Annotated in this window: 17 protein-coding genes; 8 read left to right on the top strand and 9 right to left on the bottom strand. The window is 62.7% G+C overall.

Annotated elements, in window-relative coordinates; translation table 11 throughout:
- The first annotated feature begins 90 nt into the window (after positions 1-90).
- The 3 genes from FJ960_RS29585 to FJ960_RS23810 all read left to right on the top strand — a co-directional run bounded on the left by FJ960_RS29585 (position 91) and on the right by FJ960_RS23810 (position 2,303).
- Entirely contained in the window at positions 91-261 is a 171-nt protein-coding gene (locus FJ960_RS29585) for a hypothetical protein (RefSeq protein WP_181174301.1), read from the top strand.
- A 153-nt stretch (positions 262-414) separates the two neighbouring features.
- On the top strand, positions 415-1,197 hold the full coding sequence (locus FJ960_RS23815; protein ID WP_140717170.1) for a glucose 1-dehydrogenase: 783 nt from the start codon (positions 415-417) through the stop codon (positions 1,195-1,197).
- A 107-nt stretch (positions 1,198-1,304) separates the two neighbouring features.
- On the top strand, positions 1,305-2,303 hold the full coding sequence (locus FJ960_RS23810) for a transporter (RefSeq protein WP_140717168.1): 999 nt from the start codon (positions 1,305-1,307) through the stop codon (positions 2,301-2,303).
- Here the strand turns inward: FJ960_RS23810 and rarD are convergent.
- From rarD to cysS, 8 genes are all read right to left on the bottom strand, one after another.
- Positions 2,281-3,207, bottom strand: coding sequence for an EamA family transporter RarD (gene rarD / locus FJ960_RS23805; RefSeq protein WP_140505949.1), 927 nt, complete (start codon positions 3,205-3,207; stop codon positions 2,281-2,283). The genes FJ960_RS23810 and rarD overlap by 23 nt on opposite strands.
- A gap of 83 nt (positions 3,208-3,290) precedes the next feature.
- On the bottom strand, positions 3,291-4,913 hold the full coding sequence (gene cimA / locus FJ960_RS23800) for a citramalate synthase (protein WP_181174299.1): 1,623 nt from the start codon (positions 4,911-4,913) through the stop codon (positions 3,291-3,293).
- On the bottom strand, positions 4,910-5,860 hold the full coding sequence (gene pip, locus FJ960_RS23795) for a prolyl aminopeptidase (protein ID WP_140717164.1): 951 nt from the start codon (positions 5,858-5,860) through the stop codon (positions 4,910-4,912). The genes cimA and pip overlap by 4 nt, the downstream gene beginning before the upstream one ends.
- Positions 5,857-6,333, bottom strand: coding sequence for a GFA family protein (locus tag FJ960_RS23790; protein ID WP_027144160.1), 477 nt, complete (start codon positions 6,331-6,333; stop codon positions 5,857-5,859). The genes pip and FJ960_RS23790 overlap by 4 nt, the downstream gene beginning before the upstream one ends.
- Positions 6,330-6,821, bottom strand: a complete 492-nt coding sequence (locus FJ960_RS23785; RefSeq protein WP_027144161.1) for a GFA family protein — start codon at positions 6,819-6,821, stop codon at positions 6,330-6,332. The genes FJ960_RS23790 and FJ960_RS23785 overlap by 4 nt, the downstream gene beginning before the upstream one ends.
- Positions 6,822-6,827: 6 nt before the next feature.
- Positions 6,828-7,214 (bottom strand): VOC family protein, encoded by a 387-nt coding sequence (locus tag FJ960_RS23780; protein ID WP_027144162.1) that lies wholly within the window; start codon positions 7,212-7,214, stop codon positions 6,828-6,830.
- Positions 7,211-7,624 carry an endonuclease domain-containing protein gene (locus FJ960_RS23775; protein ID WP_246672916.1) on the bottom strand — a complete coding sequence of 138 codons (414 nt, stop codon included), beginning with the start codon at positions 7,622-7,624 and terminating at the stop codon, positions 7,211-7,213. The genes FJ960_RS23780 and FJ960_RS23775 overlap by 4 nt, the downstream gene beginning before the upstream one ends.
- A 14-nt stretch (positions 7,625-7,638) precedes the next feature.
- Positions 7,639-9,090 (bottom strand): cysteine--tRNA ligase, encoded by a 1,452-nt coding sequence (cysS, locus tag FJ960_RS23770; RefSeq protein ID WP_140717162.1) that lies wholly within the window; start codon positions 9,088-9,090, stop codon positions 7,639-7,641.
- A 167-nt stretch (positions 9,091-9,257) separates the two neighbouring features.
- Here cysS and FJ960_RS29580 point away from each other — a divergent pair, with 167 nt between their 5' ends.
- On the top strand, positions 9,258-9,398 hold the full coding sequence (locus FJ960_RS29580; RefSeq protein WP_181167474.1) for a hypothetical protein: 141 nt from the start codon (positions 9,258-9,260) through the stop codon (positions 9,396-9,398).
- A gap of 111 nt (positions 9,399-9,509) precedes the next feature.
- On the top strand, positions 9,510-9,665 hold the full coding sequence (locus tag FJ960_RS23765) for a hypothetical protein (protein WP_140505959.1): 156 nt from the start codon (positions 9,510-9,512) through the stop codon (positions 9,663-9,665).
- 79 nt (positions 9,666-9,744) lie between these two features.
- Here the strand turns inward: FJ960_RS23765 and FJ960_RS23760 are convergent, their stop codons facing one another.
- Positions 9,745-10,506 carry an SOS response-associated peptidase gene (locus FJ960_RS23760; protein ID WP_140717161.1) on the bottom strand — a complete coding sequence of 254 codons (762 nt, stop codon included), beginning with the start codon at positions 10,504-10,506 and terminating at the stop codon, positions 9,745-9,747.
- 119 nt (positions 10,507-10,625) lie between these two features.
- Between FJ960_RS23760 and FJ960_RS23755 the strand changes: the two genes are divergently transcribed.
- The 3 genes from FJ960_RS23755 (at position 10,626) to FJ960_RS23745 (ending at position 12,148) form a co-directional block, all read left to right on the top strand.
- On the top strand, positions 10,626-11,048 hold the full coding sequence (locus FJ960_RS23755; RefSeq protein ID WP_140717159.1) for an NUDIX hydrolase: 423 nt from the start codon (positions 10,626-10,628) through the stop codon (positions 11,046-11,048).
- Between the two features lie 111 nt (positions 11,049-11,159).
- A complete protein-coding gene (locus FJ960_RS23750; protein WP_027144167.1) occupies positions 11,160-11,537 on the top strand; it encodes a TIGR02301 family protein in 378 nt (125 codons plus the stop codon).
- A 353-nt stretch (positions 11,538-11,890) separates the two neighbouring features.
- Entirely contained in the window at positions 11,891-12,148 is a 258-nt protein-coding gene (locus tag FJ960_RS23745) for a hypothetical protein (protein ID WP_015318556.1), read from the top strand.
- Positions 12,149-12,155 lie beyond the last annotated feature (7 nt).

Here is a 12,155-nt window from a genome sequence, read left to right as displayed (position 1 = left end):
CTCCCCTACTCCCCTACTCCCTCCCTCCGGGCAGCCTCCCGCAGGTCAGTGATCACCACGCGCCGGTCCTGCCGCCGCCAGGCGAGGTGGATGGAAACCATGCGCCCGAACCATGGCATGTCGCGGAACAGGATCGAAGCCGGCAGCGATGCCGATGTGCGCGGCCATCTCGCCACCTTGCCGCTGATCAAGGCCGGCATGATGGACATTGCCGCGATCGTGCCGCTCAACCCCTATCCGGGGTTTGGGCCGAAACGCTGAGGCTGACGGCCGCGACAACCGAGGCCGTCAGCCAGGCGCGACAAAGCGCCTTGCATGTCATCAAGCCACGCGGCAGGCTGGTGCTGCCGCTTGCCGAGGTCAGACGAGCCTTCGTGCTGGCGGCGATAAATCGCAATCGATGAAGGTGCAAAATTGCATTCGACTGACTATCTCGGCCGCCTGTTCGGCCTCGAGGGCAAGCATGCCTTCATCACCGGCGCCAGCCGCGGCCTGGGCCTGGCCTTCGCGGAAGCGCTTGCGAGCGCGGGCGCTCGCGTCACGATCGGCGGCCGCAAGGCCGACGATCTGAAAGCGGCCGCAGACAGGCTGCGCGCCGCGGGCCATTCGATCGCTGAAGCAGTGATCGACGTAACCGACACGAAGTCGGTCGACCAGGCGATCGCAGCGGCGGAAACCGGCACCGCACCGATCGACATCCTGGTCAACAATGCCGGCATCCAGCGACGGGCGCCGCTGGAGACCTTTAGCGACGCCGACTGGGACGCGCTGATGGCCACCAACTTGGACGGCGTATTCAAGGTGAGCCGGGCCGTCGTAAAGGGCATGATCGCCCGCCAAAGGGGGGCGATCATCAATGTCTCCTCGGTGCAGAGCGTGCTCGCGCGCCCCTCGATCGCGCCTTACGCGGCGAGCAAAGGCGCCATCACCATGCTGACCAAATCGATGGCCGGCGAATGGGGCCAGCACGGCGTGCGCGTCAACGCCATCGCGCCGGGCTATTTCATGACCGAGCTCAACTCCGCATTGGTCGCCGACGAGACATTCTCCGCCTGGCTGACCGGCCGCACACCGATGCGGCGCTGGGGCGAAGTGAGGGAACTCGCGGGGGCCGCCGTATTCCTGGCATCCGGCGCCGCCAGCTTCGTGAGCGGACAGACGCTGCTGGTGGATGGCGGGATCACCAGCGTCCTGTAGGCGGCACGCCGTCACCAAACAGTCACACTAAATCGGGCATGCCATGCTAGAAATCGCGCTTGGCCGCCCCCGCAACCCCGACCGCATCAGAGACCGGCGAAGCCGCCATGAACATCGCCCTCCCCTCCGAAGGCACTGACCTGTCGCCTTATCTGCCCGATGAACGCGGGCTGTTCTTCATCTATCACTTTACCACCGAGGGTGTGCGTACCAGGGATGCCGCCGCCGCGCACTGGACATGGCGCAGCTACCAGCTTTCCGACATGCGCGCCCGTCACGAGATCGGCGCCGATCAGGCGTTGCCGGCGCCGGTGCGCGAAGCCTTCCTGAGCGCCAGCCATGGCTGCCACATCGATCTCGAGGATGACTGGCTCTATGGCGATCTGCCGGACCTGCGCCATGACTATTCGGCGGAAGCCGGCGGGCTTGGTCATTTCCGCTTTGCTCTCAACGATACGATGCTGGTCGGCGCCCGCAAACAACCGCTGCAATCGGTCGACAACATCCGCAAGGCGATCGAGAACGGATCGCGCAAATTCCGCTCTCCGGCCGAGCTGATCGAGGCTGTCGTCGGCCAGTCGTTCGACGGAATGGCCGCCGAACTCGCGACACTCAGCGACAGTCTCGACGGCATCGAGGACCGTATCGTCTGCGACGCATGGCACAATGAGCGGCAAGCGCTGGTCGATGCACGCCGGCACCTGGTGGTCATCCATCGGCAGATGGCGACGCTGACCAATCTGTTTCGCCATCTCGATCATTCGCACCGCAACGACCTGCCGGATTCGATCAACGACATGGCGGCGCGGCTGTCGCACCGCGCCCAGACGTTGCACTATGATGGCGAGCAGCTGCAGGCGCGCACGCGGCTGCTGCAGGACGAGCTGATGGCCAAGCTGACGACGCAGTCGAACCGGCTGCTCTATGTGCTGTCGGTGATGACGGCGGTGCTGTTGCCGATGACCATCATCTCGGGCCTGTTCGGCATGAATGTCGGCGGCTTGCCGCTGGTCAACACCCCATTGGGCTTTTGGGTGGTCACGGCCGTATCGCTACTGATCGCGGGCGTGACCTATCTTTTCGTCAGGCGGCTCGGACAGATGTAGCCCGACGCGCCGTCGCCAGCATGGACCATGAATAGATCGCAAGCGCCGTCCAGATCAGGGCAAAGGCGATGGCCTGCGTGGTGCCGAACGGCTCGTCGAAGATCAGCACGGCGATCAGAAACACCATGGTTGGCGCGATGTACTGCATGAGGCCGATGGTCGATAGGCGCAGCAGCTTGGCGCCGAAGGCGAACAGCAGCAGCGGGACGGCGGTCACCGGCCCGCAGCCGATGAGCAGCGCGGTGTCGGTGCCACTGCCGGAGACGAAATGATCCTGTCCGGTGGCGATCAGGAAGATGATGTAGCCCAACGCCGGCACCGACAGCAAAAGCACTTCGAGCAGGAAACCCTGGCTGGGACCGATCGGCAGGGTCTTGCGGAAGAAGCCGTAGGCGGCGAAGGAAAACGCCAATGCCAGCGACACCCAGGGCAGCTTGCCGCCCTCGATTGTCAGCACGCCAACGGCAACCGCAGCAAGCGCCACCGCCGCGATCTGCAGCCGATTGAGGCGCTCACCGAGCAGCAGCGCGCCGACGACGACGCTGACCAGCGGGTTTATGTAATAGCCCAGCGCGGTCTCGACGGTGCGATCGACGGCGATCGCCCAGACATAGATGCCCCAGTTGACCGAGATCAGCGCCGCCGTCAGCGCCGCCATGGCGATGGTGCGGGGCGAACGGATTGCCGCCTTGAAGTCCGCCGTGCGGCCGGCCCAGATCAGGACCGCCGCGGCAATCGGCACCGACCAGACGATGCGATGTGCAATCACCTCGGCAAGCGGCAGATGCGCCACCGCCTTCATGTAGAAGGGCAGCAACCCCCACAAGAGATAGGCACCCAGCGCCAGCAAGAAGCCGCGGCGGGCTTTTGAATCTGCATCGGGGGTAATTGCTTCTGCGGCCATGGCCCTACGCTATGGCCCAGTAACCTTGGCAAGACCATCGCAAAGTTCTGATGGATCAATGGACTTTCGCTGATGGTTCAAACTTACTCCGCCGCCACCAGCCCCGCCATCTCGCGGTTCTTCATCAGCTTGTAGATGATTGAATCCATCAGCGCCTGAAACGAGGCATCGATGATGTTTTCGGAAACGCCGACCGTCCACCAGCGGGCACCGGTGCCGTCATGCGATTCGATGAGCACGCGAGTGATGGCCTCGGTGCCGCCATTGAGGATACGCACCTTGAAGTCGGCGAGTTCGAGATCGGCGATCTCGTTCTGGTATCTGCCGAGATCCTTGCGCAGCGCGACATCGAGCGCGTTGACAGGGCCATGGCCCTCGGCCACCGACATCTTCTCCTCGCCTTCGACCAGCACCTTGACCACCGCTTCCGACACGGTCTTCAACTGGCCATTGGCATCGAACCGGCGCTCGATCATGCAGCGGAACGAGGTGACGTGGAAGAACTCGGGCAGGCCATGTAGCATCTTGCGCGCCAGGAGCTCGAAGGAGGCGTCGGCGCCCTCATAGGCATAGCCCGACGCTTCACGCTCCTTGACCACGGATATCAGGGCATCGAGCCGGTGATCGTCCTTCGGCACATCGATGCCGCGCCGCTTCAACTCGGCGATGAAATTGGCCTTGCCGCCCTGGTCGGAGACCATGACACGGCGTCGGTTACCGACCGATTCCGGCGGCACATGCTCATAGGTCGCCGGCTCCTTGGCCAGTGCGGAAGCATGGATGCCGGCCTTGGTGGCGAAGGCGGACGAGCCGACATAGGGTGCCTGCGCTTCCGGGGCGCGGTTCAGCAATTCGTCGAAGGCGCGGGACAGCCTAGAGATGCCGGTCAACGCTTCAGCTGAAATTCCAGTCTCGAAGCGGTCGGCGAAAGCCGGCTTCAACGCCAGTGTCGGCACGATCGAGATCAGATTGGCATTGCCGCAACGTTCGCCGATGCCGTTCAGCGTACCCTGCACCTGGCGCACGCCGGCCTCGACGGCGGCAAGGGAATTGGCCACCGCCTGGCCGGTGTCGTCATGGGCGTGGATGCCGAGATGCTCGCCCGGAATGCCCGCGGCGATGACCTTTTCAACGATTAGCCGCACTTCCGAGGGCTGCGTGCCGCCATTCGTGTCGCAAAGCACAATCCAGCGCGCGCCCGCATCATAGGCGGTCTTGGCGCAGGCCAGCGCATAGTCCGGGTTGGCCTTGAAGCCGTCGAAGAAATGCTCGCAGTCGACCATCGCTTCCTTGGTCGAAGCGCCCGCCGCTTCGACCGAGGCCTTGATGGATCCCAGGTTCTCGTCGTTGGTGCAGCCGAGCGCCACGCGGACATGATAGTCCCAGCTCTTGGCGACGAAGCAGATGGCGTCCGACTTCGATTGAACGAGCGCCGCCAGCCCCGGATCGTTGGAGGCCGATACCCCTACGCGCTTGGTCATGCCGAAGGCGACGAACTTTGCGCGTGCGGTGCGCTTTTCCCGGAAGAAGGCCGTGTCGGTCGGATTGGCGCCGGGATAACCCCCTTCGACATAGTCGAAGCCGAACTCGTCAAGCAATTTTGCAATCGCGATCTTGTCCTCGACCGAAAAGTCGATGCCCGGCGTTTGCTGGCCATCGCGGAGCGTGGTGTCGAAGAGATAGAGACGCTCGCGGGGCATGGTCATTTGCCTGCAAACTTGTCCGTCGCGCGGATCAGTCGGTCGAGGATGCCCGGCTCCGAATAGGCATGGCCGGCGCCTTCGATCAGATGAAAGTCGGCCTTGGGCCATGCCTTGTGCAGCGCCCAGGCGTAGCGCGCCGGGCACGGCATATCGTAACGGCCATGGACGATGGCGCCGGGGATGTCCTTGAGCTTCCCGGCATCGCGCAGCAACTGCCCCTCCTCCAGCCAACCGGCGTGGACGAAATAATGGTTCTCGATGCGGGCGAAGGTGACGGCGTAGTCATCCTGGCCAAACGGACCGCTGGTTTCAGGCTCCGGCAGCAGGGTGATCGTCTCGCCTTCCCACAGGCTCCAGGCGCGGGCGGCCTCTATCTGAGCCTTGCGATCGGACCCGACCAGCCGCTTGCGGTAGGCACCCATCATGTCGCTGCGCTCGGCCTCCGGGATCGGCGCCAGGAAGCGCTCCCATTTGTCTGGGAACATCTCTGAGACGCCGAACTGATAGTACCATTCGAGCTCCGCGCGGGTCAGCGTATAGATGCCGCGCACCACCAGTTCGCTGACGCGATCAGGGTGTGTCTCGGCATAGGCGAGCCCCAGCGTCGAGCCCCAGGAGCCGCCAAACACCAGCCATTTATCGAAGCCGGCCATTTCGCGCAGGCGTTCGATGTCGGCAACGAGATGCCAGGTCGTGTTGGCCTCCAGCGAGGCGTTCGGCGTCGACTTTCCACAGCCGCGCTGATCGAACAGGATGACATCGTAAAGCTTGGGGTCGAACAGCCGCCGGTGTTTTGGCGAGATGGTGCCGCCCGGCCCGCCATGCAGGAACACGGCCGGCTTGGCGCCTTTGGTGCCTGACCGCTCCCAATAAACCCTATGGCCATCACCGACGTCGAGCATCCCCGAGTCGAACGGTTCGATTTCCGGATAGAGGGTGCGCAAGCTCATAGTTTCAGGCCCTGTTGCGGCCAATTGGCCGTTTCGTGATCAGGATGTTGGAAGGAGATGATCTGCTCCTGCCGCGCGTAATAGTCGGGATCATCGTGGACAGGCTGATCGAAGATCGTCTCCACCCAAGGCAGCCGTGCCGCGTAGTTGACCTGGATCCGCGGCGCCAGATCCGAGCGGTCGTCGAAGGCGCCGATGGCGATCTCGAGCCCGCCGGGCTGGCGATAGGTCAGCGGCGTGCCGCAACGGGCGCAGAATCCGCGATCGATGTTGACCGAAGACTGGAAATAACTTGGTTCTTCATGGGTCCATTCGACGCCGTCCTTGGGCACCGTCACCAAGGCGCCGAAGAAGGAGCCGAACTGTTTCTGGCACATGCGGCAATGGCAGATGGACGCGCGTCCAAGCGCCCCCTTGATGCGGAAGCGCACGGCGCCGCATTGGCACCCGCCGGTTCGGACGGTCTCGGTCATGGTCTCTCCTCCGGCGGCCATTGGTCGGTGTCGTGGTCGGGATGCTGATAGGAGACGAGTTCGGCGAGATAGGGGGCCGAGCCAATATCCGCCATCGTATCCTCGCCCGGCAATCGCGGAATGGAATCCACATAGGGCAGTTTTGCTTCCGTGCCCCATTGAATGGTCGGCGCGATACCAGCCGGATCGTCGAAGGCCGCGATCGCCAGCGCCATGCCGTCGGGCGCCTCGAAGGTCAGCGGCGTGCCGCAGTCGGCGCAGAAGCCGCGCCAGGCGGCATTGGAGGAACGGAAACGCTTGGGCTCGCCGCGCGTCCAGTCGACCTTGGCGCCCCGCACCGAGACCAGCGGCAGGTAGAAATTGCCGCTCGCCTTCTGGCACATGCGGCAGTGGCAGACCGAGGCGTCGCCAAGCGCGCCTTCGACGCGGAAGCGCACCGCGCCGCACTGGCAGCCGCCGGTGTAGACCGGCCGGTTGTCGAGGCTCATCGGTTTTCACTCCGGATCATGACAGACCGCCTCGACATTGTTGCCGTCGGGATCGAAGACGAAGGCGCCGTAGTAGTTGGGGTGATAGTGCGGACGCAGGCCCGGCCCGCCATTGTCCCTGCCGCCAGCTGCAAGGGCGGCGGCATGGAAGGCGTTGACCTCGGCGCGGCTGCGCGCTGTGAAGGCGACGTGCTGGTGATCCCGGGGCTTTTCCCTTGCCGCGCTCAGCCAGAACACCGGCCGGTCGCGGCCATAACCGCCGACCTTGGTGCCGCCGGTATATTCCTGCGGCACCATGTAAAGCAGCGAGGCGCCCAATGGCGCCATCGCCTTGTCGTAGAAGGCCTTGGAGGCATCGAAATCGGAAACGGCGATGCCAAGATGATCGATCATGGAACGAGCTCCTCCGTTGCTGGTTGGCTTGCCGGCATCACAGCATCGGCCAAACCGGCCACGATCACGATGTGCTGGCAGACATTGTCGATATCGCGGATGACGTCGTCATTCCAGAAGCGCAGGATGGTCCAGCTCAGCGCTTCAAGCTTCGCGGCACGCGCCGCATCCATCTCCGAGGCTTTGGCCGTTGCATGTTGGGAGCCGTCAATCTCGACGATCAGTTTTCTGGTCGGGCAAGCAAGGTCGACGATGTAGCCAGCGATCGGCATCTGGCGCCTGAAAGCCAGCCCCATAAGGCGATGTGCACGTATCTCATTCCAAAGTTTGAGTTCGGCATCGGTCATTGCCTTGCGCATCTTGCGCGCATTGCCACGATTAAGGGGAGATACGAGATGATGGGTCTCCATTCCCGCCATTAGCCTCACCGCTTGATCTCCCACGTCGTCACGCGCTCGCCGGTGACCGGGTCCTTGCCGTCCTTCAACTGTACACCTTGCGCCAGAAGTTCATCGCGCACGCGGTCGGCCTCTGTCCAATTTTTCGCAGCGATAAGCGTCAGGCGCTCGGCAATCGCTTTGGCGACCACGGTGTCGTCCACCTTGATCGCGCCAATATCGAAGCCAAGGAAGGTGAGCGCGGTCTTTAATGCGACGGCGGCGGCGTTGTCGCCGCTACCGTCAAAGTCGGTCGCCTCGCCGGCAAGCTGGGTGAGTTGCTGGAAGGCCGCGTAGGTCGCAAGATCATCCGACAGCGCCTCCACGACTTCAACCGGCAACTGACTTCCCGCGGCCGGCGCCAGATCCGCCGCGCGTTTCCATTTGCGCAGCGTGTTTTCCGCCTCCTCCAGCTTGCGCACGGAAAAGTCGATCGGTTCGCGGTAATGCGTCATCAGCATCGCCAGCCGCAGCACATCGCCGGGCCATTTGCGACCACCAAAAGTGTCGGTCTCCAGCAACTCGTGGATCGAGTAGAAATTGCCGAGGCTCTTCGACATCTTCTGGCCCTCGACCTGCAGGAAGCCATTGTGCATCCACACATTGGCCATGACCGACGTGCCGTGGGCGCAGCGCGACTGGGCGATCTCGTTCTCATGGTGCGGGAAGATCAGATCGAGGCCGCCGCCATGGATATCGAAGACCTCGCCGAGATAGGCGGCCGACATGGCCGAGCACTCGATATGCCAGCCGGGCCGGCCCCTGCCCCATGGACTTTGCCAACCGGGCTCCTCCGGCGACGACAGTTTCCACAGCACGAAATCGCCGGGGTTCTTCTTATGCGCGTCGACGGCGATGCGGGCGCCGGCCTGCTGCTCGTCGAGATTGCGTCTCGACAATTGCCCGTAGTCCGGCATCGACGCCGTATCGAACAGCACTTCGCCTGCCGCGACATAGGCATGGCCGCGCCCGATCAGGCTTTGAATCAAGGTGATCATGTCAGCCTTGCCGTCGGCGCGGGGCTCGACGAATTCGGTGGCGCGCGGCTCGACCGTCGGCTCCAGGCAGCCAAGCGTCGCGACATCCCTATGGAACTGATCGGCCGTTTTTTCGGTAACCCGCCGAATCGCTTCGTTGAGCGAAAGCGCCCCTGAAGCGATCTCGCCGCCGAAGTCCCGCAAGGCGCGCGCGTTGATCTTGTCGTCGACGTCGGTGATGTTGCGCACATAGGTGACGTGCGTCTCGCCATGGAGATGCCGCAGCAGACGAAACAGCACGTCGAAGACGATCACCGGCCTGGCGTTGCCGATATGGGCGAAGTCGTAGACGGTCGGGCCGCAGACATACATGCGCACATTTCGCGGATCGATCGGCACGAAGTCCTCTTTCGTGCGCGTCAGCGTGTTGTAGAGGCGCAGGCCCTGCGATGCGTCAGACATTCCATGCCTTCCCGGTTTCAGAACTTCTTGTCTGGATGGAGCCAGCCCAGCGCCGAGGCGCAAATCTGGCTCCAGCCTGCTGGCCGGGGCGTTTGTCCAATCTGGGGAAAGATGAGGCGAAAACGTCCGGACCAGCGCGAGGCTAGCCAATAGTGCAAATGCCACAAATGGCGAAAGACGTTTTCATGGGCGGCTTTATCGCCTTGGCAGGTGTTGCCGTCAAGTCGCTGATCCCGGGAAAAACGTCGCAAAGACTGGCAAACGCATCGCCCGATCACACGGAATCAGCCAATGAAACATTTTATTAAACATGTCGGCACAGTCATGAAACATTCGCCGGCTAGATCACCAAGCGTCACGATTTGGTCTGATTCAGCGACCAAATCGCATACACGAAAACGTTATCTGGGAAGAGAAACATGCCTCGAAGCAAGCAGGAAGCCAACCGCGCCAAGCAACCGGCGCTGACCAACCACTATCGTGCGATCGGCCCGGCAGCTATCGTCGCCGCCCTTCTTCACACCGCCAAGAAGAACAAGCCGGCGCAGAAGATCGTATCGCCCCGCGCCGCCTGAAGCGGCGCTCCAGCCGACGCAATTGCCGGCACCGAGGGGCACGAACAAGCGCCCTGATTTAAGTCCTCGACGGGCTTCGCTAGAACAGCGTCATTTGACTGTCGTCCGCGCCGAGTTTCTTGCGCCTGGCTTTCTCGGGCTCAGGTCCGATCTCGCCCCTCTCTTGTATCTCCGGTCCGGTGTTGGCGACCTTGTTGACGAGGTCGGAGACAGGAATCGCCTCGAAGAAATCGGGCCGCGCCGGCCGCAGCAAATCGGCGATCTCGCGCGGTTCGCGAGTGCGGCAATCCAGCCAGCGGGCAAAGTCGGGGATATCGATCACTACCGGCATCCGGTCATGGACATGGGCGATGTCGGCATTGGCGTTCACGGTCAGGATGGCGCCGGTGTCCATCTCCGAGCCGCCCGGCTCGGCATAGGTTTCGATCAGACCGGCAAAGGCGACCAGCCCGCCATGCCGCGGCCGGATCCAATAGGGTTGCCCCTTCTTGCCTCCGGTCTGCCGCCACTCGTAAAAGCCGGATGCCGGCACCAGCGCGCGCCGATGGCGCATGGCGGCCTTGAACGAGGCCTTTTCGATCGCACCTTCGGAGCGCGCGTTGAACAGCAGCGGAAATTCCCTGGTGTCCTTGACCCAGGCGGGAAGGAGGCCCCAGCGCACCAGCATCGGCTGCCGGTCCGGCAGGTTAGAGCCTGGAGCCCGGGGCGCGCCGGCGGTCGCCATCAGGACCGGCTGTGTCGGCGCGATGTTGTAGCGGGCCGGGAAATCCTCCAGCTCGGCAAGGCCCAGGAAGGCGGCGGTCTGGTCCGGCGTGGCGGTCAAGGCAAAACGTCCGCACATAATGGAGCCTTTCGAATGGTTCGGCTTCGAAAGTGGCTATGGAACCGGTGTTGCGCAACCGGTAATGCTTCCCCTTACCGGGCGGTCCACAACAGACCGGTCCTCGAATGAGCCTGATCATGAACGAAGCACGCAAGACACTTCCCGCCGTCTCGGTCGCCGTCGTGCGCGGCGACAGCTTACTCCTCGTGAAACGGGCACGGCCGCCTTCGCAAGGGTTCTACGCCTTTCCCGGCGGCAAGGTCGAAGGCGACGAGACACTGGAGGACGCGGCACGGCGTGAACTGATGGAAGAGACCGGCTTGCGTGCCACCGGTTTGCGCCCGCTTCGGGAAATCCACATCGACGGCAGGGATGACGGCCACCCGGTCGATTATCTCCTCACGGTGTTCGGCGCCGCCTATGCCGGTGGCGAGGCCGTGGCCAGCGACGACGCCGAGACAGCTGCCTTCTACACACTTGAAGAGATGACCCTGTTGCCGCTTGCCGGCTCGGTGTTGGCGGTCGCCGAGGAACTCCTCGGTCACATTCAAACACGCTGACGCAGCACTGAAAAATCGCCTTGCAGGCGACAAATTGTTTCGTCACAACGCTTATGTTGTCTCGCCAGCCACGATTTAGGCCGTTCGGCGGACCATATCGGCTTTGGGCTTATGAACCGTCCGTCAATACTCCTCGCCATTTGCCTTGCCGTCAGCGCGGCCGTCCCGGTACGGCCCGCGTTCAGTGCCGAGTCGCCGTTCGAGCCGGGGCTGATGCGACTGGCGGAGGTTCTGGGGTCGCTGCATTTCCTGCGCAATCTGTGCGGGGAGAAAGGCGACCAGTGGCGGGGCGAGATGGAAAAACTGCTCGATTCGGAAAATCCCGATCCAGAACGCCGCGCCCGCTTCATCGCCAGCTTCAACCGCGGCTATCGCTCCTTCGGCGGCACCTACACCCAGTGCACCGCTTCGGCCGCTGAAGCCATCAGCCGTTATATGAAGGAAGGTGAGACGCTGTCGCGCGACATCGCCTCGCGTTATGGCAACTGAGCATCCATCAACAGATATTAGGCGCGTCGGCAAGGATCGTCGGCATATCCTACTTGTGCCTGTCCATGTCTTGGTGCAATTCTGATGTTGCACTTCTGCAACAGCGTTAATCAAACGTTACCACGCGAATGCGGAATTAACTCAAACTGAAGGTTTTCGCCCCGCAGGCCGGCCTAATCGGCTAAGTTTGATCCGGGTTGAAACGCAGCTTCGCCAAATACAATTGGCCCCTGTAAAACGCGACCAAAAAAATGTCGTATTTACAGATACTTACTTGGCGCTGCTTATGAATGGAACAGATCAAGCCTGATCCACCACTGATGGGTTGCCGCTTGAAAGGGTGGACATCGCTTATGGAACATGCTGCCAACGACATCGACGCGCTGGTCAGGGAAGAGAAGCGCCTGACGGCGGTTGAGAGCCACAGCGAAGCCTGGGCGGAAGGCCTTTCGGCCGGCATCGAGCCCGAGATCATTGCCGAGGCGGCGCTCGAAACGGCATTCGGCGAAATGCTGCGCGCCAACGGCGAAACCTCGGCCCTTGCCCTGCTGGACCGTATGCGTGAAAAGGTGATTGCTGGCGCCTTCGAACCCGAGCGGCTGCGGCACTGAACCAACA

The organism is Mesorhizobium sp. B2-3-11 (assembly GCF_006442215.1).
Classification (GTDB): domain Bacteria; phylum Pseudomonadota; class Alphaproteobacteria; order Rhizobiales; family Rhizobiaceae; genus Mesorhizobium; species Mesorhizobium salmacidum.
This window is presented reverse-complemented; position numbering and strand designations above follow the sequence as displayed.

Excerpts from the sequence above, each read along its gene's own strand:
- FJ960_RS23765 (WP_140505959.1), top strand. The coding sequence starts at position 9,510 with ATGCCTCGAAGCAAGCAGGAAGCCAACCGCGCCAAGCAACCGGCGCTG.
- FJ960_RS23810 (WP_140717168.1), top strand. The coding sequence starts at position 1,305 with ATGAACATCGCCCTCCCCTCCGAAGGCACTGACCTGTCGCCTTATCTG.
- pip (WP_140717164.1), bottom strand. The coding sequence starts at position 5,860 with ATGAGCTTGCGCACCCTCTATCCGGAAATCGAACCGTTCGACTCGGGG.
- rarD (WP_140505949.1), bottom strand. The coding sequence starts at position 3,207 with ATGGCCGCAGAAGCAATTACCCCCGATGCAGATTCAAAAGCCCGCCGC.
- cimA (WP_181174299.1), bottom strand. The coding sequence starts at position 4,913 with ATGACCATGCCCCGCGAGCGTCTCTATCTCTTCGACACCACGCTCCGC.
- FJ960_RS23750 (WP_027144167.1), top strand. The coding sequence starts at position 11,160 with ATGAACCGTCCGTCAATACTCCTCGCCATTTGCCTTGCCGTCAGCGCG.
- FJ960_RS23780 (WP_027144162.1), bottom strand. The coding sequence starts at position 7,214 with ATGATCGATCATCTTGGCATCGCCGTTTCCGATTTCGATGCCTCCAAG.
- FJ960_RS23745 (WP_015318556.1), top strand. The coding sequence starts at position 11,891 with ATGGAACATGCTGCCAACGACATCGACGCGCTGGTCAGGGAAGAGAAG.
- FJ960_RS29580 (WP_181167474.1), top strand. The coding sequence starts at position 9,258 with ATGGCGAAAGACGTTTTCATGGGCGGCTTTATCGCCTTGGCAGGTGTT.
- FJ960_RS29585 (WP_181174301.1), top strand. The coding sequence starts at position 91 with ATGGAAACCATGCGCCCGAACCATGGCATGTCGCGGAACAGGATCGAA.
- FJ960_RS23760 (WP_140717161.1), bottom strand. The coding sequence starts at position 10,506 with ATGTGCGGACGTTTTGCCTTGACCGCCACGCCGGACCAGACCGCCGCC.
- FJ960_RS23790 (WP_027144160.1), bottom strand. The coding sequence starts at position 6,333 with ATGACCGAGACCGTCCGAACCGGCGGGTGCCAATGCGGCGCCGTGCGC.
- FJ960_RS23755 (WP_140717159.1), top strand. The coding sequence starts at position 10,626 with ATGAACGAAGCACGCAAGACACTTCCCGCCGTCTCGGTCGCCGTCGTG.
- FJ960_RS23785 (WP_027144161.1), bottom strand. The coding sequence starts at position 6,821 with ATGAGCCTCGACAACCGGCCGGTCTACACCGGCGGCTGCCAGTGCGGC.
- FJ960_RS23775 (WP_246672916.1), bottom strand. The coding sequence starts at position 7,624 with ATGGAGACCCATCATCTCGTATCTCCCCTTAATCGTGGCAATGCGCGC.
- cysS (WP_140717162.1), bottom strand. The coding sequence starts at position 9,090 with ATGTCTGACGCATCGCAGGGCCTGCGCCTCTACAACACGCTGACGCGC.